This is a genomic window from Endozoicomonas sp. NE40 (assembly GCF_040549045.1).
Taxonomy (GTDB): Bacteria; Pseudomonadota; Gammaproteobacteria; order Pseudomonadales; family Endozoicomonadaceae; genus Endozoicomonas_A; species Endozoicomonas_A lisbonensis.
Genome location: NZ_JBEWTB010000002.1, coordinates 805900 through 827267, shown reverse-complemented (window position 1 = coordinate 827267; position 21368 = coordinate 805900). Strand labels below are relative to the sequence as shown.

Below are 21368 nucleotides of genomic sequence, written 5' to 3'. Positions count from 1 at the left end.
TAGTTATTATCATTGCCCTGATTGTGCATGGGTTTAGCTCGTTGGTAAACGACTTTAATTTATTAATAGAAGCTCATATCCGGTTGGGTATAGGCTTCGGTAATATGAGTACCGGCTTCACCGGTGACGATTTTTTCCAGATCGTACAGACTGCCAATAGCGGCATACTGGCCTCCGGCACGAACAAAATCAGCAGCGGCTTCCACCTTGGGCCCCATGGAACCAGCAGGCAGATCAAGGGTACAGATTTGATCGGGCGAGGCCAGGCTGATCTGCTTCTGGTCCGGTTTGCCAAAGTTGACGCTGACGGAATCAACATCGGTCATGATAATCAAGGCATCGGCTTTCAGCTGTTTTGCCATAATGGCAGCGGTCAGGTCTTTATCCACAACCGCTTCTACGCCATCAATCGTGCCATCGGGCTGCTGGCAAACCGGAACACCGCCGCCTCCGGAACAGATAACCAGTGCGCCAGCGTCTGTCAGTTGTCGTACCGTGTTGCCTTCAACAATTTTTTCAGGTTTTGGGGAAGGAACCACCCGGCGATAGTATTCACCATCTTCTTTAACGTGCCAGTTCTTCTCTTCAGCCAGTTTTAGTGCTTCTTCCTTGCTGTAGACGGGGCCAACGAATTTGGTGGGATTTTCGAAAGCAGGATCGTTAATGTCCACCAGGGTTTCAGTCACCATGGTGACAATCGGCATTTTGGGTCGCTGGTTTCGTAGCTCCATGTTCATCATATAGCCGATCATACCTGCCGTTTCTGCACCCAACACATCAAGCGGATAGGGAGAGACCGCTTCATAAGCTGCGTTCTGCAAAGCGAGCAGCCCCACCTGTGGCCCGTTACCATGAGTCAGAATAATTTGATGATCGTCGGATACTTTGGCAATTACTTCGGCGGCCTTGCGGATATTTTCCCTCTGGATATCAGCTTCAAGAGGTTGACCGCGCTGGAGCATGGCGTTTCCGCCAAGGGCAATAACAATCTTCATGACAATACCTGTTGTTATGCCACCCATCATGGATGGTATGTGATGCATAGAAGTGAATTGTCCTTGCCTGTTAGCGATTGTAATTTGAATTGCTAGCAAAAGTAAACGACTTTAATATTGTAAGTACAAAATATTGATACGTACATTCAAAAAATCATTAAATTATGTCTTATGATTTAATTCTGTCGTATATGCTTTTATGTGCTGTAAACTATAAGCGGTTGTCTTTTTTAGACTTAAGTGCTGTAGCAAAACTATGAAAACATTCAAAGCTCTCGAGGTAGAGAGAATATCCGACGCTATCTATAAAGCTATTATTGAACAACGGCTGAAAGCTGGCACCCGCCTGGTGGAAACCCGCCTTGCGGATATATTTTCTGCGAACCGCAATCATGTCCGGGCTGCGATAGAACAGTTGAGCCTGCGCAGGGTGGTAACGGTGGAAACCAATAAAGGGGCGTTTGTCTCCAATCCGGGTTCCGCAGAGTGTAAAGAGATTTTTATGGCTCGCCGCATTCTGGAGTGCGGTATGATCTCTGATGCAGCCAGAAAGTGTACCAGCGACGACCTCCGCCGGCTTAAAGAGATACTTGACCGGGAAAAGCAGGCAAGGAACGATAAAAGTCGACATGGGCTGGTCAGAGAGTCTGGTGAGTTCCATCTTGAGCTGGCTCGTATTCTGGGCAATGTACGTTTATATGAAATGCTTGAAGAGCTGGTGGCCAGCAGTTCACTGGTGGCGGGGCTTTATGAAAAGAATGATGATTTTACTGGCACCATTAATGAGCATGACATCATTTTCAATGCCATCAGGAAAAAAGACTATGACAGTCTGCCGGAACTGATGGCCGGTCACTTGTCTTCTATTGAGAAAAAACTGCTGCTTCGCTATCAGGAGCAGGATTCTCCGAACCTGGAATCTATTTTTGCATGATTTCTGTTCAATTGCTGCCAGCCAGAGAGTCTTATGGCTGGCAGTAATTGCCTGACATTATTCTCTTTACTTTCTCTTTTTTCCTCTTTGTTTGTGACTCTTTATTGAATGAGGGAGGCCGTTTCTCTTAAAAAAACGGGCTGTTTTGTTTATTGGTGAAAACCATTGACAAGGGTCAATAAATTATTAGCAGTTAAGAGTAGTATTGCTAGCAATTGATAAATAAATATAAAATAAAACACGACAACAAATTTAGAACAATAGACCCGGCCGTTGTCCTTGCCCTGGTAGCCGGGTCCCTCAATAAAAAAATCAACGCACTCTATGGAGGCAATTTGAATGAGCTTTCCAGACCTGAAAACACGATCAGTAGTAAAACCTGGCGAATATGCTGTTATTCCGCCTGAAGGCCGGGTTATTAATGTTATTCCCGGGCTTGAAAATTGTAAGCTCTCTATTATTGGTTCACCCAAGATTGGTTGCAGCTTTGTCTGGTATACAGGCACTGTTACCAGTGATGGTTACACGTCCAGACCTTTTGCTGCAGAAGAAGGCATTGAAAGCTTTATCTGGGTAATGGACGGTGAAGGTGAGCTGGAAGTTCGTGTGGGCGATGAGTCCGTGACTCTGGGGCAGGGTGGTTTTGCCTATGCACCGGATAATAAAGCACTGGAATTCAAAAACACTGGTAGGGGCGATGTTCGCGTGATCCTCTATAAACAGCGTTATATTCCTGCTGAAGGCAAGCAACCTTATGCGGTATTCGGTAACACTAATGATATCCCTGAAATAAACTATATGGGACTCGATCAGGTTTTCCTGAAAGACCTGCTGCCTGTCGATACCCACTTTGATATGAACTTCCATATCCTCAGCTTTGCGCCAGGCGGTTGCCATCCTTTCATTGAAACCCATGTTCAGGAGCATGGGGCTTACCTGCTGGAAGGCGAAGGGATCTATCTGCTCGGAAATGACTGGGTGCAAACCATGAAAGAAGATTTCATCTGGTTTGGTCCATTCACTCAGCAGGCCTGCTACGGCACTGGCAATGGCCGCTTCACCTACATTTATTCAAAGGACTGCCACAGGGATGTTGAGATCTGACTGATTTCTAACTTTGTCTGTTAATTACGGTTAAGGCTTCTTTTTTTTAAGGAGCCTGGTGCTCAGATATACGACATAAGACGTATATAACTTTCATTTACTCTTTGCAATAAAGAACAGGGTAACAAAATGGCTATTACTTCCGATTTCAAAGCAAAAGATATTCGCGCACATCTGGAAGCCACTGGCATGAAAGGGCGCAATATTACTTTTCTGGACGATTTCAGCAAAGAGCAGATTACCCATCTGTTCAAAGCATCTGAAATGCTGGAACCCTTCATGCGCACTGGAACCAACCTGCTGCAGGGTAAAACACTATATACCCTGTTTTTCCAGCCTTCTACCCGCACCCGCTGCAGTCATGAAAATGCGATGATCCGCCTGGGTGGTCAGGTGATTACGGAAGCAGACCCTGTTCACAACTCAGCTGCAGCAAAAAATGAAAGCCTTTATGACTCTCTGCGTGTGACGTCTAAATACGCCGACGTTATCGTAATGCGTCATCCTGACGATGAAGAAGCGCTGGGTGCTATTGAAAAACTGGATGGCCGTGGCGCGCCCATCATTTCCGGTGGCTATGGTCATGTCACTCACCCAACCCAGGGCCTGCTGGACAGTTACACGTGCTGGAGAGCGTTCAATGGTCGTCTGGATGATATGAAGGTGGTTATTTCTACCCCGGATCTGAGTCGCGCCCGCTCCGGTCAGTCCTTTGCACTGGCTCTGGCAGCAATGGGGGCTCATATTATTTACACTGGCTCCAGCGAGTTGCGTACACCTGAGATAGTTCGTCGCAAGCTGGTTGGTATGGGCGCTTCCTTTGAAGAGCATTTCGATCTGGATCAGAAAGATCACGAAGCGTTGTTTGTTGAAAAAGCGGTTGATCTGGTTTACCTGCCAGGCTGCTCCGTGAAGAAAGACGATCCTAATCGTGAAGACTTCATGAAGAAGATGGACAACCATTATCTGTCTCTGCCAATGCTTGAGCGTGTTAAAGAAGCAACTGGTAAGATCGTTGGTGTACATCACTCTCTGCCACGTAATCCTGGTGAGTTTGATTTTGCCATTGACGACTCTCCACATGAAATTTACTTCAAGGCCATTGAGTTCTCCGTTGCCATGCGTATGGCTCTGCTGTCTTCCGTAGTCGGTGTTAATTAATAAATGACAGAAGCCGGGTAGATCTTCTCAAATAGCTATCTTTTCAGGTAGCTATCTTCCCGGCTTCGTTTATTGATTTCCCTTGCCTGTTGTGGCCAGCAGGCAAGGGAAATCAATAAGTTTATCATCGGGTCTTTAGGGGGAAGTGCAATGGCAGGTCTGAATCCGACAGTAGATGTAGTCGTCAGAAATGGACAGCTGGTACTTGAAAATGGTGTGGTTTCCGGAGCAATAGCCATCAGGGATGGCAAGATTGTCGGCATTACCGATAACGACTGTGCGCCGCCTGCCAGTGAAGTGATTGATGCCGCAGGGCAGGTGATCATGCCCGGGCTGGTTGATCCCCACAGTCATATCTGGGAGCCCACCCATTACCCCGAGCGTGAAGACTACCTGAGTGGTTCGCAACTGGCTGCATCAGGAGGTATAACCACCATGATCGAAATGCCGCTGTCTGTCCCCCCTGTGTCCGATGCAGCAGCGTTTCGTTTCAAGGAGGAAATTGTCAGCAGTAAAAGTGTGGTTGACGTTGCCTTCTGGGGCGCCCTTATAGAAAAGTCCACAGGGCATTATAAAGAACTGAATGACTGTGGCTGTGTCGCTTACAAGGTTTTCATACCTTATGCCAGCCCGGATTATCCTCATTCGCCTGACTATGCCCTGCTAAAGGCGATGGAAGAGATCAGCCGGTTTAACGGTCTGGTGGGTGTTCATGCTGAAAACGCCGATATCCTGTTCAATCGTCAGAAAGAGTTTGAAGAGAAGGGTATCTTTAATGGCTCTGCCCATGAACAGGCTCGCCCTGAAATTGCTGAAGTCGAAGCCATCAGCCGGGTTATTCTGTTTGCTGAACACACAGGTTGTCGTCTGCATATCTGTCACCTGTCCACGGTTAAGGCACGCCAGCTGATTGCCGATGCGCGTAAACGCGGCGTTGATGTTACCGTTGAAACCTGTCCGCACTACCTGGTGCTTGATACTGATGATCTGGAAAAACACCATGGGTTTGCCAAGTGCAACCCGCCGCTGAGAAGTCCGGAGAACAAAGAACAGCTGTGGGATATGCTGAAAGCTGGTGAGTTTGACATGATCGGCACAGACCATACGCCTTATACCGATAATGATCGTCTTCAGCACGGTGACAATATCTGGAAAATGCCTCCCGGAATCGGTGGCATGGACCTGATGCTCCCTCTGATGCTGGATGAAGGTTATCACAAACGTGGTGTCAGTCTGGAAACTCTGGCACAGCTGCTGGCGACCAATCCGGCCCGACGTTTCGACCTGCCTCATAAAGGTTCTATCAAGCTTGGGAATGATGCCGATCTGGTGCTGGTGAATCCTGAAGCGGAATGGACGTATAGCTGGAAAGCGTCTTACGCCAAAGCGAAGTGTACCCGCAGCCCGTTTGAAGGCAGAAAAATGAAAGGGCGCGTTGAGCAGACGCTGGTGAGAGGTAAGACGGTTTACCGAAACAGGGAGATACTTGTTGAACCCGGGTTTGGTCAATTAAACCTGAGGCGAAATGCGTGAGTTTCAAATAACGGGAAAAGAATAATCAGGCAATCATCAATAGTGGGTTAATAACAATGATGACTTATATCCAGACCGAACCGTTAACCAGAGAACCCTTTGCACCCTTTGGTGATGTCATTGAATACCGTGGTGAAAGTCTGGGTAATAACCAGGGACGGTGTCGAAAATATCCGGCATTGGGCGTTATTCAGGCTGGTGGTGCCAGTGCTGTTAACGCTCATCTTTTTTTACAGGCTGAAGCCATTCAATTGCCTTGCCGTTTACAGGTACTGGAACGCCACCCTATTGGCAGTCAGATGTTTATGCCTGTCAATAAAGAACCTTACCTGATTGTTGTGGCGTCCGGTGATTCACAACCTGATTTAAGCACCCTTCGTTGTTTTATTGCCAGTCACGGACAGGGTATTGTTTACCATCCGGGAGTCTGGCATCACCCATTGCTGGCGATGTCTGACAAATCAGAATTTCTGGTGGCAGACCCGGCTGATGTTGGTAAGAATCTGGAAGAAGTCTTTATGTCGGAACAAAATATTTTCGTTCGAAAATAATAAACAGGAAAACGTGTTTTCTTTCATATTAAGGACAAGCAAAAGCAGAGCAAGGGAAACACAAATAAGTTAACCAGTGAGTTCTGAGAACAATTAAAAATATCACAGGAAACATTAACTTATTAACCGGGAAATTCCTAATACCAAAATAAAACCATGCCAGTGGAACCACTGATGATTTCATAGCATGTGTTTGAATGAGGGCATACCTGTGAGTGAACTGGCTGCTGATTCAAAATCTGGATACGAGGTTACAGGCGAAGAGATTCAAACCAAAAAAGCCGGTGAAGAGTCTCTTGAACCCCAGAAGCATCGAATTATGGGGAACTGGTCTTATCTGTTCACCTGGATGGGTGGCTGTGTTTCTATTGGCACCTTTGCCATGGGGTCAAGTATCGTCGGCACCCTGAACTTCTTTCAGGCCGTGGTGGCGATGGCTCTGGGCTGCGTGATCATTGGTGTTGCCCTGACCATAAACGGTATGGCCGGGCAGAAGTATGGTATTCCCTTTGTGGTTCAGGCCCGGGGCGCTTTCGGTTTTGCCGGTACCCGGGTTCCCGGCCTGATCCGGGCTGTGCCAGCTGTCGTCTGGTTTGGCTTTCAGAGCTGGATCGGTGCAGGTGCTTTAAATATGGTGTCAGCCACACTGTTTGGTTATGACAATCTGGTACTGTTCTTTATCTTGTTCCAGGGGTTGCAGATTGGCCTGTCTGTACTGGGCTTTCAGGGTATCAAATGGCTTGAGAATATTGGCAGTGGATTTATTCTCGCCTCCCTTGCTTACATGTTTTACAGCACGATTGATAAATACGGCGCTGAAATCTCGACCACCATCGTTAATATTGAAGGAACCTGGGGGCTGCCATTCTGGAAGGCCACCATGCTGTTCCTCGGTATATACAGCACCATGATGTTGAATGTGAGCGATTACTCCCGTGAAATGCAGCAGTCAGCAGGACGTGGTTTAATGACCGGCATTTATGTGGCGGCTATTCTGCCGGTGACCGTATTTATGGGGCTGATCGGTTTGATGGTTTCTGGCGCAACCGGTGTTTCTGATCCGATTCAGGTCTTCTCCAGTGCAGTAGATAACACCCCACTATTGATTATCACTTTGCTGTTTATCGCCTTTGCGCAGGTGACCACTAACGTATTGAACAATGTTGTTCCTCCTGCCTATGTTCTGATGGATACTTTCAAAATCAGTTTCAAAAAAGCGGCTGTCGCCGTGGGGCTGGTGTCGTTCTGTACCTTCCCGTGGGAACTGGTTAAAGAAGACTCTGCAGCGGGCCTGCAACTGTTTGTGCAGTCTTACTCTGCTTTTCTTGGTCCAATCTTTGCCGTGATGCTGGTGGATTATTTCCTGATTCGCCGCAGTACCCTGCACATTGCCGATTTCTATGATGAGAAAGGCCCGCTGCGTGGCGTCAACTGGGCAGGTATGATCGCTGTACTTGTCGGTGTTGTTTTTGCCTTTATGTTTGTCAGCGTCTCCTGGTATGCCAGCCTGATACCTGCCGGTCTTACGTACTATATCCTGATGAAGAATATGCCTTCTTCCCAGAGGTTCAGGGCAGGTCATTGATATAAGACATAAGTCGGCTGAATATGTGACAGACGGCTTCTGACCTTTAATGCTTCATTCTTAACTTCCAGCTTTTGTGAGTTATTGGGAAACAAAATGAAAAACAATGACAAGCTTATGGATCGGGTAATTACGGGTGGCCGTCTGGTGCTTGAATCTGGCGTGATTGAAGGCAACCTGGCCATTAAAGATGGCAAGATTGCAGCTATTACTGCTCCGGACGTTCAATTACCCGCAAAAGAAGAAACCAACGCTAATGACTTAATGGTGTTTCCCGGTGTGGTTGACCCACATGTGCATTTCAAGGAGCCGGGACCGGGGCAAAGCAGAGAAGATTTTGGCAGTGGTACACGACAGGCTGCAGCCGGTGGTGTAACCACTACCGTTGAAATGCCATTAAGCCAGCCGCTGGTGACGAGCCGTGATGCCTTTGCTCACAAATATGAAGTCGCTAAACCACAGGTTGTCACAGATTATGCCTTATGGGGATTACTGCCTGCCGATGAGCTGGAACGGGTGAAAGAGCTGGTTGAATGCGGTTGTGTGGCTTTCAAGACCTTTTTATCCACTGATCCTGATGCGCCGAAACTGACCGATTACAGGCTTCTGGAAGCAATGAAAGAGGTGAATAAATACCGTCGTTTTATTGGTTTTCACGCAGAGAATGCTGACATTATCGACTCTACTGCTGAAGCGATGCAGAAAGCTGGAATCAATGGTGGTTTAGCGCATTTGCAGTCTCGGCCTGACATCGCTGAAATAGAGGCTATTTCCCGAATAGCACTGTTTGCAGAAGAAACTGGCTGTGACATCCATATCTGTCATTTGTCCAGCGCACGAGCACGGGATGTGATCCAGCACGCTCGCTCCCGTGGGGTATCCATGACGGTTGAAACCCTGCCCAGTTATCTGGTTCTGGATGATTCTGATCTGCAGCGCTGTGGCGTTTTTGGCAAGTGTAACCCTCCCATTCGAAGCCTTGAGAATCAGGCCACCCTTTGGGATATGGTGCTTAAGGGTGAGATCGACATGTTGGGTTCAGATCACTGCCCCTACACGGACGACGACCGTCTTAAACATGATGGCGATATATGGTCAGTACCACCCGGTTTACCTGGCATTGAACTGATGCTGCCGTTAATGCTGGACGCTGCAATCAACCAGCGGGGGATGAAACCAGAGCGCCTTGCTCAACTGATGAGTTCCAATCCAGCCAGACGGTTTGGTCTGGGCAGAAGAAAAGGTGCAATACAGGTGGGACTGGATGCTGATTTTGCTCTGGCAGACCTTGATCATCAATGGGTTTATGAAGGTAAGTATTCACTCGGTAAACAGAAGAGCAGCCTGACTCCCTGGGAAGGTAAAAAAATTAAGGGCCAGGTGCTTGAAACCATTGTTCGCGGGCAAACGGTATTCCGCAATGGAAAGATAATTGCTGAGCCAGGCAGTGGGGAACTGATTCAGCCAGATTTTGAGAAATAAAAACAGACAATGAAAGGGAGTATGCCATGTCCTCGGACCATCAGTTAAATCTCAAGAACGTCGATCCGGGTCTTTATAATGAAGATCTCGCTCCATTAGAATCCAAAAACAGAACCTGGGGCTCTTTCGAAATATTTAATGTCTGGGCCAACGATGTACAAAGCCTTTTTGGTTATACACTGGCGGCTTCACTGTTTATTTCTTACGGTTTGAATGGCTGGGCTGTCATGGCCGCCATTATCCTTGCCGCTATTGTTATTATGTACTTGTGTAACCTTGCCGGCCAGCCCAGTGTTAAATACGGTATTCCCAGTCCTGTGCTGGCACGGGTCAGCATGGGGGTGAAAGGTGCGAACTTTCCGGCATTGACCCGTGGTGTTGTAGCCATGTTCTGGTATGGCGTACAAACCTACTTTGCAGCGACGGCAGTCACGTTGTTACTGGGTAGTCTGTTTAATGTACAGAGTACGCAAACCTATCTCGGCATGACCGCTATCAGCTGGTTCTCCTATGTACTGGTCTGGGCCTTCCAGCTGCTTATGTTTATGCGCGGGATAAGCTGGATCACCCGTTTCCTGAACTGGGCTGGGCCTTTTGTCTACTTCGTTATGATTGCCCTGATGATTATGATCTGGATACAGGCGGGCGATCAGATGTTGCCTGCTGTCAGTAATATTTTCAAAGGGAGTGGCAGTTATGAGGGCGGTCCGGTCATGGCATTCTTTGCAGCCATGGGAACCATGATTGCTTACTTTGCCGCCGTCGTTATTAACTTTGGTGATTTCTCCCGTAACGTGAAAGACGACAGGTCTTTGAAGCTGGGTAACTGGTTGGGTCTGCCTGGTAACGTTGCCCTGTTTTCGTTTATTGCCCTGTTCGTTACAGCAGGCACTGTCGTGGTGTTTGGAGAAGAGCTGACCAATCCGGCAGAAATTATTGAGCGGGTCGATAACCTGTTTCTGACGGTGGTTGCTGCTACGTGTTTCTTTGCCGCTACAGTGGGCATCAACCTGGTGGCTAACTTTATCCCATCAGCCTTTGGTCTGGCTAACCTGTTCCCAAGCAAGGTGAACTTTAAAGTGGGTGGCCTGATTACGGCCTTTATCTCCTTCTTTATCGGAGCATTGTGGGTGGTTCTGATCAGCCGGATCGGTATTGACGGTTTTGTGAATACGCTTGGTGCGATTCTGGCACCGGTTTACGGCATTATGATGGTGGATTACTACCTGCTGAAAAAACAGGAACTGGTTGTGCAGGATCTGTTCACTTACGACACTGATGGAGCGTATTACTACGATAATGGCTGGAACCGAAAAGCCCTGCAGGCTTTTGCCATCGCTGCAGTTTTTGCTATTGGTACGGTCTGGGTGCCAGCGTTGTCGGCACTGGCCGGTTTTGGTTGGGTTATTGGTGCTGCGCTTGGAGGGGTGAGCTATTTTTTCCTGATGTCCGGCGAGCAAAAAACTGTAGTGCATAAGAAAAAAATTGCTTAAGTCTTAGCAAAAGCCCTTGCCTGGCAGGCAAGGGTTTCTGTCCATAAAATAGCTCTTAGCTTCCAAAATAAATAATCGAACATCTCCACTGGTTCTAATATCAGGTTTAAGGTCAGAGAGCCGTACAATTCACTGTTACGTTGAACCTGTCTTTCATCAGTCTGCACACTATCCAAAGGCAGAACCTGAAACCCGGTATCGTTTGGCAAAATCAGGAACATTACTCTATAGAGTCATTCTTTATGACACACAGGTATGCCACGGTTGCCGGGTAAAAAGGGCGAGTCAATGGTTTTGAAAGTCCATGCAAAGGCTAATGGTGCATGACCGCCGAATCTTTTATGGTTCAAAAACATCTTCATCACTGAAATCGTAATCTTCATCACCGATGTCGTGATCTTCATTGGTTACTTCAGATAATTCACTAAAGCTTTTATATGAATAAATACCGCTGTCTGAAGAACCAGACTGGCCCAACGAATTCCGTAATTTTGTGTAGCTTTTTTCATCCAGATCTATACACTCTAAGTCGTCAAAATTTCTGAGCGCTTCTAGCATAGCGTCTTTATCATGCTTTAGTTCACCCATTTTTTCCCTGGCACGCCAGTCAATCTGATCCAGTTCAACATCAATTAAAGCTATCTGGCCATTAGAGTTGATGAGTAAGTTTTGGCCTGTTTCTTCTTTGATGTCTGTTATCAGCTTAGTTAGTTCTTCAATTAAATCTTCATGCTTTTTAAAATCATCCTCATTAAGCTTCCTTAAAGAAGGAATAAATTGTTGTATAACTACAAACATAAGAAGTTCAGAGTCATTATTGACGCGGAGGCTTTCTCGAAGTATAGAAAGCATAGGGTTGCTACTTGTTTTTAACTCATCAGGCAGGTTTTTGAGATAATCATCTACAGATACTATTGCAACGTGTGTTGTAGGAAATATAGTATCCTCCTCATATTGAGGAAAGTGTTCATTAAAGAAATTCTGAAATTGTTGAAAAGCCAAAACATCAAATACAGCCTGTTTGAATGTTATTAATGCCGGATCATTTCCATAAGATGATTGAAAATCACTATAGCCTGTGTCTGTCACTTTAATAACATATTTTCTATGATCAGGTGTTTCTGCAATGACTGTTAAACGATGCCCACTCTCAGCAACTGTATTAAATGTAAACTGCTTACTAAGCAGAAGTTTCTTAGGTATGTGATTTTCCAAGTGCAAATCGTTACGTAACCAAAGGCGGACAAACTGTGCATCCTGACTAAGTTGACAGGTCAGGCGGCGATGATGTATTTCTTCTTTTTGGGGTAGGTTTATAGTTAGTTGCAATTTGGGTTTCTTTTTATTCGGACCAACCGGACCAACCGGACCATTCGGACCATTCGGACCATTCGGGTCACTCGGACTATTCGGGTCATTCGGACCATTCGGACCATTCGGGTCATTCTGACTTTTACCACCTTCTATAGGAAGTGAGACGATCATAAAATCAGTAGGACCTGAGTAGGAATAACTTAAAAATCCCGGATCATCGTCTGGTAGGATTGCATGAGCTTCGTTTTCTACAGACTCACTTAACGGGTCCCCTGTTTCAATTGACTCCTTTCTACCAAAGATCACGATGATAATCATCTTTTTTGCTAGTTCCAAAAGTGTAATAAGCTCTTTTTCGTACGATCGTGTTATTTTTGAGGCTATCTCTATTTCCTGTAAAGTTGTTTCCGCGAAAAGGGCGCGATGAACTTTATCAGAAAGGGCCATTTGAGGAGGATGCATTGGTTCAGGTATTTTCGGTCCAAAGGAAAGAGTGGATGGGTTATTTTGAAAAGAAACAGAGCGCCCCATCAACAGTGTGTCGCCATTTGAGTCGAATGTTGTCGCAAAAAATAAACAACAAACAAGACGAAGCATTCTTTTTAAGGTTAGCTTATGTATTTTTTTGTTCACGACACGTCATTCATTAATCATAATGGTACAGTAGACAGTAGCTTATTATTTTCTGATTGCTACTAATATTGGCTCTTGTCGTCTTCCGGAGCAGGTTAATTACAGAGGCTCTTATCGGCTGCAGACTGCTCTATACAAAAACTGGTTACATGCTTTGGTAGACAAGGCATATGCGAAACTACTAACCAATATCTATGAAACTAAAGTCCTGTATGGGCTATGAGCAGGTTTCAACATCCAGTAGTTTAGAAGCCGATAAGAGCCTTATTCCCTTCAGGGTATTTATGTCCTTCAGGGTATTTATGCCCTTCAGGGTATTGCATAGCATCTGCCCAATAAGTCAGGAATATTGATTCCATAGGTTGAGTACTTAAGCGGTCTTGAGCGACTCCTTGTTCGTATCACGATGCTTTTTCCATCAATGGTCGAGGTGTATTGCTAAAGACAATAAAATCATGCATTTTACTTGCATGTTGGTTATTGTTGCAATAATTGATCTGTGGCAATTATTTGAAAATAAATGTTAGTAATATTAATAAAGATTGTTAGCAAAGGTCGTAAGGAAAATGAAGGTTTAAAAAGTTCAGTAATATTTTAAACAAGAATATTAAATGAGTTTTTAAGCAAGCATTAGCTACCGACAGGGAAGTCAGCGTATGAAATATACGCTACGGATGGAAACCATATTACTAGAAATTAAATAATTGTAGGTATGGTCATGGCGATAGCAGCTCAAATAGAAGAAAAACGAGATAAGAAAAAGTTCCAGTTCCCCGAGAGCCTGTAATTAATTCTGTGTAAACGCTCAACCAACTTTACTGCCTGAACCGGTCTGGAAACATAATTGCAAACCGGTTCAGAGCTGATACCCAATTCCTGATGGGCATCGTCCATTTCGCTGAAGCTCTTTCCATCGCCAGATAAATCACCTTCATCACAGAGTTATCTGATGGGAAGATCTTCCGTTGCTTGATAGCTTTTCTGATCACACTGTTCAGCGATTCTATAGCGTTCGTCGTGTAAATCGCTTTCCTGATATCATCAGGATAGTCAAACAGGGTTATCAGGTTATCCCAGTTGTTGCGCCAGGATTTACCTATCGATGGAAACTTATCATCCCAGGTCGCCTCAAAAGCGCTCAGTTCACGTTCAGCCTCGTCCACAGTAGCTGACTGGTAGATCTTCTTCAGGTCCGTTGATACGGCCTTACGATCCTTGTAGGACACATACTTCAGAGAGTTACGAACCTGATGGACGATACACAACTGAATCTGGGCTTTTGGATAAACCGTGTTGATGGCTTCAGGGAAGCCTGACAGTCCATCAACACAGGCAATGAAGATATCTTCAAGGCCACGGCTCTGAAGCTCTGTTAAAACCGAGAGCCAGAATTTGGCTCCCTCTGTTTCGGCAATCCAGAGACCGAGAAGTTCCTTTTGGCCTTCAATATCAACACCAAGAGCGACATAAACGGTTTTCCGGACAACCCGCTTATCCTGATGGACTTTAACGACGATGCCGTCAAGGTAGACAATGGGGTAAAGGCTTTCCAGAGGGCGGTTCTGCCAGTTCTGTACTTCCTCTTGAACAGCTTCAGTCACTTTGGATATCAGGTTGTGTGACACGTCTGCGCCATACATTTCTTCCAGGGCATCGGCTATATCGCGGGTGGTCATTCCACGGGAGTACAGAGCCAGAATCTGCTGATCCAGCTTGTTGATTCGGGTTTTACCTTTGGCAATAAGCTGTGGTGAGAATTCACCGTTGCGGTCTCTGGGGGTTTTGACCTCGACTTCACCGAAGTCGCCCTTGAGTGTTTTTTTGGAATAACCGTTGCGACTGTTTCCGGAGTTTTGACCTTCAGGCGCATGCTTGGAATAGCCAAGATGATCTTCCAGTTCAGCGGCCATGACACGCTCAACAGAGACTTTCAACAGCTGACGACTGAGTTCGGCAAGATCATCTTGAGTCTTTATTTGACTGGCAAGTTTTTCGACGAGTTCCGGATCGATGTCAACGCTCATTGTTATTCTCCTCTTTGGAGTTTTAACGACAAGCGTTTACACAATTTGAATTACAGTCTCTTCCCCGACATCTACGTCATCCTTTCCAGTTTTATCATCATTGTTGCCCTTCTAACCTGGGTGATACCTGCTGGTCAGTTTGAACGTGACACCCTCCCTAATGGACGACAGGTGGTAATTGCCGGCACCTACCAGCAAATTGAACAAACTCCTGTTGGTTTCATGGATGTGATTGAAGCCATTCCTGCCGGTCTGGTGGGGCGTCTTCGGTTGTGGTTCTGACCTTGCTGGTGGGCGGTGCAGTGATTGTACTGCAGAAGATTGGCGTTGTTGATATGGGCATCAACATGCTGGTAGATAAGCTGGGGAGAAGAACGGAATTTATGATTCCGATTCTGGTGCTGGTATTTGGCGCCATTTGTGCCTTTATCGGCACCCCGGAGCTGTCAATCGCTTACATTCCCATCATATTACCGCTTATGCTACGGCTGGGGTATGACTCCATGACCGCAGCGGCCACTGCAATTATTCCTACTACTCTGGGCTTCGCTTTTGGCGTCACTGCTCCGACCAATGTTGGTATCGGTCACATGATTACCGAACTGCCCATGTTCTCCGGTGCCTGGTATCGCATTATCTTCTGGTGCTTCGTCATGGCCTGTGTGATTGCCTATATTCTGCGTCACGCACGCCGGGTAAAAGCCAGTCCAGAATCCAGCATGATGTATGAAGACGACCTCAGGCTGAGAGAAGAGCTTCTCAGTAAAGACGACCAGAACATTGCTGTTGACTACGATCCAAGGCTGAAAATGGCGGGTCTGGCAACTCTGATCATGTTTTTGTCTGTTATAAGCAGCATCATGATATTCGGTTTAGGCTTCAATGCGATTTCCGGTCTGTTTATGGCTATGGCAATCGTTGCCTCTCTGATTGCCGGTAACTCACTGAACCAGATCTGCAACAACTTTAATGAAGCCATGCGCATCATGCTGGTGGGTGCTTTGATCTGTGGTGTGGCGCGCGGTGTTTCCGTGATGCTGGATACCGGTAATATTATGGATACGCTGGTTCATTATCTGGCAATGTTTATCAGCGGGCTGCCGGGCTGGGCAACCTCCGTTGGTGTTGTGATCAGCCAGGCGACCTTTAACTTCCTGGTTCCTTCAGGCTCCGGCCAGATGCTGGTAACTCTGCCTATTTTGAGCCCTGTTGCTGATCTGGTGGGTATGAATCAACAGGTGCTGGTATGGTCTTCCAATGTTGCGGATGGACTCTCCAACATCTTCTTCCCAACCAGTGGGTATTTCATTGCGGCGCTGGTGGCTGCCCGTGTGGATTATATTCGGTGGGTGAAGTTCTACTTCCCGTTCTTTATCTTCACTATCTTTGTTGCCTGCGGTGGCGCTATTCTGGCAGGTATGATTAATTACGGTCCTTTCTGACCGGTAACTGAATGTTCAAACTGATGAGAAGGGGGAAACAGCCGTTTCCCCCTTCTCATCGTTTATGTTGCCTCATTAATAATTCTGGCTGCAGCATAAGCTGCCAGCTGGCAACCCGTAATCAAATCACTCTCTCTGGTATCTTCCGCCAGATTATGGCTGATACCTTTAATGCTGGGAACAAACAGCATACCCGTTGGCATCACCGGTGCAAACATATTGGCATCGTGCATGGCGGCGCTGGGCAGGGATTGCCACTGTTCGGGGTAATGTTCTTCAGCGGCTTCCTGCAGACATGACTGAACCTGCCTATCCAGTGTCACGGCATCGGTGATACTTTCACGACTGACGGTGACCGGGAATCCGCTATGACTGCTGAATGTATCGACTAACTGTCGTAGAGCCTGTTCCAGCACATTCATCTGCCCCTGGCTGGTGTCTCGGAACTGAAGGCGCATGATCGCCTGCCCCGGAATCACACAGGCGGCACCGGGAAAATAATCAATCCGGCCTACCGTCCATACAGTAAACTGGCCAGCCAACTGTTGAAACCTCCGGTTGAGTTGCCCGATGAAATCCACCATGGCCATCCCTGCATCTTTACGCAGCTCCATTGGGGTGCTTCCTGCATGATTGGCTTCGCCGGTAAAGGTAATATCGTAATCACGGCAGCCGACAATGCCTGTAACGATCCCCAGTCGTTTATTGCTTAACTCCAGTCTGGGGCCTTGCTCGATATGAGGCTCCAGATAAGCGATATAACGGTCGGGCTGGTAACGGTGTGGTACACCGTTAAGGCCGGCGTCAAACAGAGCCTGTTCAAGAGAATGCCCATCGGCATTGGTGGCGGTTCTGATCACATCCGGTTCCAGCAATCCAAGAAAACTCTTGCTGCCCAGGAACCCATGAAAGGTGTGTTCTTCATCAGACCAGGACGCAATATCTACCGACATCTGTGTGGTTTCGGGACACTCCTGCAGAGCGCGACACACTTCCAGGGCGCAGATAACACCGTAGGCTCCGTCCAGCCATCCCCCCTCAGGCTGGGTATCGGTGTGCGAACCCATCAGCAGGGTAGGCCCTTGTTTACCGGAATAGCCAATCACATTGCCCACACCGTCAATATGTGCGTCCAGGCTGGCAGCCAGCATACGTTCTCTTAACCATCTTCTGGCTTCCATATCCACCGGAGACAGTGCAGGTCGTACGACACCTGATTTATATTCACCAAAACGTCGTAATTGCTGCAGGTCTGCTAACAGGCGTTCAGGTTTAATCTGTGGCTTGGTCATACTTCCCCCGGAAGTGTTATAAGTTCTTTTAAGCTTCTTAGTGTAAGACGCATCAAGGGCAGGTTAGTTATTGTCATTGGTTACATAACTTAGTGTCTGTGAATGAAAAAGGTTGTTTGTAGATATAAGTCAATAAGCCGGATGATTTTTAGCGATATTGACAGGCTCTGTTCATAAAGGTGTGTTTTATTCGTTTTCTTCTGTTCAGATTTGATCTGCAACAATAAATTTGCCACTCCTCCGTGAAATAATACCGACAAATTGCTAGCCACATTATTTTAAATTGCTAGCAATTATAAGTTTAAACAAGACTAATAAACGACGGAAATGTATTGCAATGGCTAAGATGAAAGCAATTGAAGCAGCCGTAGAGATTCTCAGGCGCGAAGGTGTTTCCTGTGCGTTTGGTGTACCCGGCGCAGCGATTAATCCCATGTATGCAGCCATGAAGAAAAATGGTGGCATTGATCACGTTCTGGCGCGTCATGTTGAGGGCGCCTCACACATGGCAGAAGGCTATACCCGAGCGAATCCGGGCAATATCGGTGTCTGTATTGGCACATCAGGTCCTGCCGGTACCGATATGATTACAGGGCTTTACTCTGCTTTTTCTGATTCCAGTCCGATCCTCTGCATCACGGGTCAGGCACCTGTTGCAAAAATTACAAAAGAAGATTTTCAGGCTGTGGAGATCGAAAAAATTGCAGCCCCGGTCACCAAGTGGGCAGTGACCGTTCGTGAAGCGGCCCAGCTACCGGGTACGATTCAGAAAGCTTTCCATATCATGCGCTCCGGCCGCCCCGGTCCTGTACTGGTTGATCTGCCTATTGATGTGCAGATGACAGAAATTGAATTTGATATTGATACCTATGAACCTCTGAAACCTTACCAGCCAGAGGCAAGCCGCGCTCAGGCTGAAAAAGCACTGGCCATGCTGAACGACGCTGAACGCCCGGTTCTGATCGCGGGTGGTGGTGTGATTGGCACCGGAGCTGCCCATCTGTTGCAGGAATTTGCCGAAGTCACCGGTGTCCCTGTGATTCAGACATTGCGCGGCTGGGGTTCTGTACCTGACGATCATCCTTTAATGATTGGTCGTGCCGGCATTCAGTGTTCACATCGCTATGGTAATGCCAGCCTGCTGGCTTCCGACTTTGTCTTTGGTATTGGTAATCGCTGGGCGAATCGCCATACCGGCGGTCTGGATGTTTATACAGAAGGTCGCAAGTTCATCCATGTCGATATTGAACCCACCCAGATCGGCCGTGTACTGGCTCCGGATTTCGGCATTGTGTCTGATGCTGGTGCGGCACTGAAGCAGTTTATTGCAGTGGCTAAAGAGATGAAAGTCGCTGGCACATTGAAAAACCGCAATGGCTGGGTAGAAGAGTGTCAGGTCCGTAAGCAAACCATGCTGCGCAAGACCGATTTTGACAGTAAGCCGATTAAGCCACACCGTGTGTATCATGAAATGAACAATGTGTTTGGTTCTGATACCTGCTACGTTGCCACTATTGGTCTTGCTCAGATTGCTGCCACACAATTCCTTCATGTTTATAAGCCCGGTCACTGGGTGAACAGCCCCCAGGCGGGTCCTCTGGGCTGGACACTGCCTGCGGCCCTGGGTGTTGCCAAGGCTGATCCACAACGTCCGGTTGTTGCTGTTTCTGGTGATTATGACTTCCAGTTCATGATTGAAGAGCTGGCAGTCGGCGCCCAGTTTAATCTGCCCTATATCCATGTAGTGCTGAATAACGCCTATCTCGGCCTGATTCGTCAGGCACAACGCAACTTTGACATCGATTACTGTGTTCAGCTGTCGTATGAAAACATTAACGCGCCAGAACTGGAAGGCTACGGCGTAGACCATAAGACAGTGGTTGAAGGTCTGGGTTGTAAGGCGCTGCGGGTGTTTGATCCGGATCAGATCGGGCCTGCGTTGAAGGAAGCGCAGGAGTTGATGAAGACCCATCGTGTACCTGTTGTTGTCGAAGTGATTACCGAACGGGTGACCAATATTTCCATGGGTGTGAATATCGACGCTGTTAATGAGTTTGAAGAAGTTATTGATCTTTGATTTCAATGGGGGGGCTCCATGCCAAAGTTAGCTGCAAATTTGTCCATGTTGTTTACCGAGGTGGACTTTCCTGATCGTTTTGAAGCCGCTGCAAAAGCCGGATTCAAGGGCGTTGAATACCTGTTTCCATACGATTACCCGGTTGAGGTAATTGCTCAAAAGCTGAAACAGAATGACCTTGAACAGGTGTTGTTTAATTTGCCTGCCGGAGACTGGGCTGCAGGGGATCGCGGCATAGCCTGTGACCCGGCCAGAACGGAAGAGTTTAAAGCCGGAGTAAACACCGCGATTGCTTATGCACAGGTATTGGGTAATACCCAGATCAACTGTCTGACAGGTATTGTTCCTGAAGGTGTGCCTGCTGCTGAGGCGGAAGCAACGGTTGTTGCCAACCTGAAATATGCGGCAGAAAAACTGGAGCAGGCGGGTATCCGTCTGATCATTGAGGCGATCAATACCCGCGATATTCCCGGCTTTTTCCTGACGACTACGGCACAGGCGCTGAAGATCAAAGAGCAGGTGGGCAGTGACAACCTGATGCTGCAATACGACATCTATCACATGCAGATAATGGAAGGTGATATTGCCACCACCTGTGAAGCCCATCTGGATGTGATCCAGCATGTTCAGCTGGCTGATAACCCCGGACGACACGAACCGGGTACTGGTGAGATCAATTATCACTTTATGCTCAGTCATCTGGATCGTATTGGCTATGACGGCTGGGTTGGCTGTGAATATAAACCTGCTACGACAACGGAAGAAGGTCTGGGCTGGCTAAAAATCTACAACCAGGTTTAAAAACGACATAAACACAGCATAAACATAATAAATCGAGAGAAATACTATGAAAAAAATAGGATTTATCGGCACCGGTATCATGGGTAAGCCTATGGCAAAGAATCTTCAGACTGCCGGTTATGACCTGTATTTCACTGAACACTTTGAACCAGCACCACAAGAGTTATTAGGAGAGCAGGGGCATGCACTGCCCAACCCTATCGACGTAGTGGAGGTGTGCAATATTACCATCATTATGGTGCCAGACACGCCTCATGTTGCTGATGTTCTCAAGCGTGAAAAAGGCGTGCTTGAGGGGGTCAGGGAAGGCAAAGTTATTGTTGATATGAGTTCTATTTCGCCGATAGAAACCAAGCAGTTTGCAGCGCTGGTTGTGGAAAAAGGCGGCCTGTATCTGGATGCCCCTGTATCCGGTGGTGAAGTAGGTGCTATTGCCGGTTCACTGTCTATTATGGTGGGCGGTACACAGGCAGCCTTTGATGAAGTTAAACCGTTATTTGAGGTCATGGGACAGAACGTTACCCTGGTGGGCAGCAATGGTGATGGACAGACCTGCAAGGTCGCTAACCAGATTATTGTTGCCCTGAATATTGAAGCGGTTTCTGAAGCGCTGCTGTTTGCCTCAAAGGCAGGTGCCGACCCTGTGAAAATTCGTGAAGCTTTAATGGGTGGCTTTGCGTCTTCCAAGATTCTTGAAGTCCATGGTGAGCGCATGGTGAAAGGCACTTTTGACCCCGGCTTCAGAATTGCGTTGCATCAGAAAGATTTGAACCTGGCATTGACCGGTGCCAGAGCATTGCAGTTGAATTTGCCCAATACTGCTACTGCACAGGAGTTATTTAACACCTGTTCAGCACTGGGTGGTGAAGCCTGGGATCATTCGGCGATGATCCGGGCGCTGGAGCACATGAGTAATCATTGCATCCGTGAAGAGTGAGGATAGCTGG

At 47.2% G+C, this 21368-nt stretch carries 17 protein-coding genes; 13 read left to right on the top strand and 4 right to left on the bottom strand.

All coding sequences use genetic code 11. The annotated features are described in order from the left end of the window. Window positions 1-62: 62 nt before the first annotated feature. On the bottom strand, window positions 63-1043 hold the full coding sequence (gene arcC / locus V5J35_RS04715; RefSeq protein ID WP_472924763.1) for a carbamate kinase: 981 nt from the start codon (window positions 1041-1043) through the stop codon (window positions 63-65). A 208-nt stretch (window positions 1044-1251) separates the two neighbouring features. Here arcC and V5J35_RS04710 point away from each other — a divergent pair, with 208 nt between their 5' ends. The 8 genes from V5J35_RS04710 to V5J35_RS04675 all read left to right on the top strand — a co-directional run bounded on the left by V5J35_RS04710 (window position 1252) and on the right by V5J35_RS04675 (window position 10838). Next, window positions 1252-1929: a GntR family transcriptional regulator gene (locus V5J35_RS04710; protein ID WP_354010149.1), complete on the top strand. Its 678-nt coding sequence runs from the start codon at window positions 1252-1254 to the stop codon at window positions 1927-1929. Between the two features lie 339 nt (window positions 1930-2268). Then, the gene (gene allE / locus V5J35_RS04705; RefSeq protein WP_354010148.1) at window positions 2269-3033 is read left to right on the top strand and encodes a (S)-ureidoglycine aminohydrolase; all 765 of its coding nucleotides are present in this window, start codon (window positions 2269-2271) and stop codon (window positions 3031-3033) included. A gap of 129 nt (window positions 3034-3162) precedes the next feature. Next, on the top strand, window positions 3163-4194 hold the full coding sequence (locus V5J35_RS04700; protein WP_354010147.1) for an aspartate/ornithine carbamoyltransferase family protein: 1032 nt from the start codon (window positions 3163-3165) through the stop codon (window positions 4192-4194). Between the two features lie 72 nt (window positions 4195-4266). Further along, window positions 4267-5727 carry an allantoinase AllB gene (gene allB / locus V5J35_RS04695; RefSeq protein WP_354016278.1) on the top strand — a complete coding sequence of 487 codons (1461 nt, stop codon included), beginning with the start codon at window positions 4267-4269 and terminating at the stop codon, window positions 5725-5727. 56 nt (window positions 5728-5783) lie between these two features. Beyond that, on the top strand, window positions 5784-6278 hold the full coding sequence (locus V5J35_RS04690) for an ureidoglycolate lyase (protein WP_354016277.1): 495 nt from the start codon (window positions 5784-5786) through the stop codon (window positions 6276-6278). 220 nt (window positions 6279-6498) lie between these two features. Further along, complete coding sequence (locus V5J35_RS04685) at window positions 6499-7863, top strand: NCS1 family transporter (protein WP_419095787.1); 1365 nt, start codon at window positions 6499-6501, stop codon at window positions 7861-7863. A gap of 96 nt (window positions 7864-7959) precedes the next feature. After that, the gene (gene allB, locus V5J35_RS04680) at window positions 7960-9345 is read left to right on the top strand and encodes an allantoinase AllB (RefSeq protein WP_354016276.1); all 1386 of its coding nucleotides are present in this window, start codon (window positions 7960-7962) and stop codon (window positions 9343-9345) included. A gap of 26 nt (window positions 9346-9371) precedes the next feature. Continuing rightward, entirely contained in the window at window positions 9372-10838 is a 1467-nt protein-coding gene (locus V5J35_RS04675; RefSeq protein ID WP_354010141.1) for an NCS1 family nucleobase:cation symporter-1, read from the top strand. A 339-nt stretch (window positions 10839-11177) separates the two neighbouring features. Here the strand turns inward: V5J35_RS04675 and V5J35_RS04670 are convergent, their stop codons facing one another. Beyond that, window positions 11178-12785 (bottom strand): hypothetical protein, encoded by a 1608-nt coding sequence (locus V5J35_RS04670; protein ID WP_354010140.1) that lies wholly within the window; start codon window positions 12783-12785, stop codon window positions 11178-11180. 815 nt (window positions 12786-13600) lie between these two features. Then, window positions 13601-14809: an IS256 family transposase gene (locus V5J35_RS04665; RefSeq protein ID WP_354010011.1), complete on the bottom strand. Its 1209-nt coding sequence runs from the start codon at window positions 14807-14809 to the stop codon at window positions 13601-13603. Between the two features lie 45 nt (window positions 14810-14854). On the opposite strand from V5J35_RS04665, the gene V5J35_RS04660 reads away from it, so the two are divergent. Together V5J35_RS04660 and V5J35_RS04655 are read left to right on the top strand one after the other, a co-directional pair. Further along, a complete protein-coding gene (locus V5J35_RS04660) occupies window positions 14855-15091 on the top strand; it encodes a hypothetical protein (RefSeq protein WP_354010139.1) in 237 nt (78 codons plus the stop codon). Then, window positions 15082-16251, top strand: coding sequence for a YfcC family protein (locus V5J35_RS04655; protein WP_354010138.1), 1170 nt, complete (start codon window positions 15082-15084; stop codon window positions 16249-16251). Before V5J35_RS04660 ends, V5J35_RS04655 begins: the two co-directional genes overlap by 10 nt. A 62-nt stretch (window positions 16252-16313) precedes the next feature. Here the strand turns inward: V5J35_RS04655 and V5J35_RS04650 are convergent, their stop codons facing one another. Continuing rightward, window positions 16314-17543, bottom strand: coding sequence for a hydantoinase/carbamoylase family amidase (locus V5J35_RS04650; protein WP_354010137.1), 1230 nt, complete (start codon window positions 17541-17543; stop codon window positions 16314-16316). A gap of 337 nt (window positions 17544-17880) precedes the next feature. Between V5J35_RS04650 and gcl the strand changes: the two genes are divergently transcribed. From gcl to V5J35_RS04635, 3 genes are read left to right on the top strand one after another with little or no spacing between them, the layout of a single operon-like run. Continuing rightward, window positions 17881-19620, top strand: coding sequence for a glyoxylate carboligase (gcl, locus tag V5J35_RS04645; RefSeq protein WP_354010136.1), 1740 nt, complete (start codon window positions 17881-17883; stop codon window positions 19618-19620). 18 nt (window positions 19621-19638) lie between these two features. Beyond that, entirely contained in the window at window positions 19639-20421 is a 783-nt protein-coding gene (gene hyi, locus V5J35_RS04640) for a hydroxypyruvate isomerase (protein WP_354010135.1), read from the top strand. Window positions 20422-20467: 46 nt separating this feature from the next. Further along, on the top strand, window positions 20468-21358 hold the full coding sequence (locus V5J35_RS04635) for a 2-hydroxy-3-oxopropionate reductase (RefSeq protein ID WP_354010134.1): 891 nt from the start codon (window positions 20468-20470) through the stop codon (window positions 21356-21358). The last annotated feature ends 10 nt before the right edge of the window (window positions 21359-21368 follow it).

Excerpts from the sequence above, each read along its gene's own strand:
- allE (WP_354010148.1), top strand. The coding sequence starts at position 2,269 with ATGAGCTTTCCAGACCTGAAAACACGATCAGTAGTAAAACCTGGCGAA.
- V5J35_RS04690 (WP_354016277.1), top strand. The coding sequence starts at position 5,784 with ATGATGACTTATATCCAGACCGAACCGTTAACCAGAGAACCCTTTGCA.
- V5J35_RS04665 (WP_354010011.1), bottom strand. The coding sequence starts at position 14,809 with ATGAGCGTTGACATCGATCCGGAACTCGTCGAAAAACTTGCCAGTCAA.
- V5J35_RS04650 (WP_354010137.1), bottom strand. The coding sequence starts at position 17,543 with ATGACCAAGCCACAGATTAAACCTGAACGCCTGTTAGCAGACCTGCAG.
- allB (WP_354016276.1), top strand. The coding sequence starts at position 7,960 with ATGAAAAACAATGACAAGCTTATGGATCGGGTAATTACGGGTGGCCGT.
- gcl (WP_354010136.1), top strand. The coding sequence starts at position 17,881 with ATGGCTAAGATGAAAGCAATTGAAGCAGCCGTAGAGATTCTCAGGCGC.
- V5J35_RS04710 (WP_354010149.1), top strand. The coding sequence starts at position 1,252 with ATGAAAACATTCAAAGCTCTCGAGGTAGAGAGAATATCCGACGCTATC.
- V5J35_RS04675 (WP_354010141.1), top strand. The coding sequence starts at position 9,372 with ATGTCCTCGGACCATCAGTTAAATCTCAAGAACGTCGATCCGGGTCTT.
- hyi (WP_354010135.1), top strand. The coding sequence starts at position 19,639 with ATGCCAAAGTTAGCTGCAAATTTGTCCATGTTGTTTACCGAGGTGGAC.
- V5J35_RS04700 (WP_354010147.1), top strand. The coding sequence starts at position 3,163 with ATGGCTATTACTTCCGATTTCAAAGCAAAAGATATTCGCGCACATCTG.
- arcC (WP_472924763.1), bottom strand. The coding sequence starts at position 1,043 with ATGCATCACATACCATCCATGATGGGTGGCATAACAACAGGTATTGTC.
- V5J35_RS04635 (WP_354010134.1), top strand. The coding sequence starts at position 20,468 with ATGAAAAAAATAGGATTTATCGGCACCGGTATCATGGGTAAGCCTATG.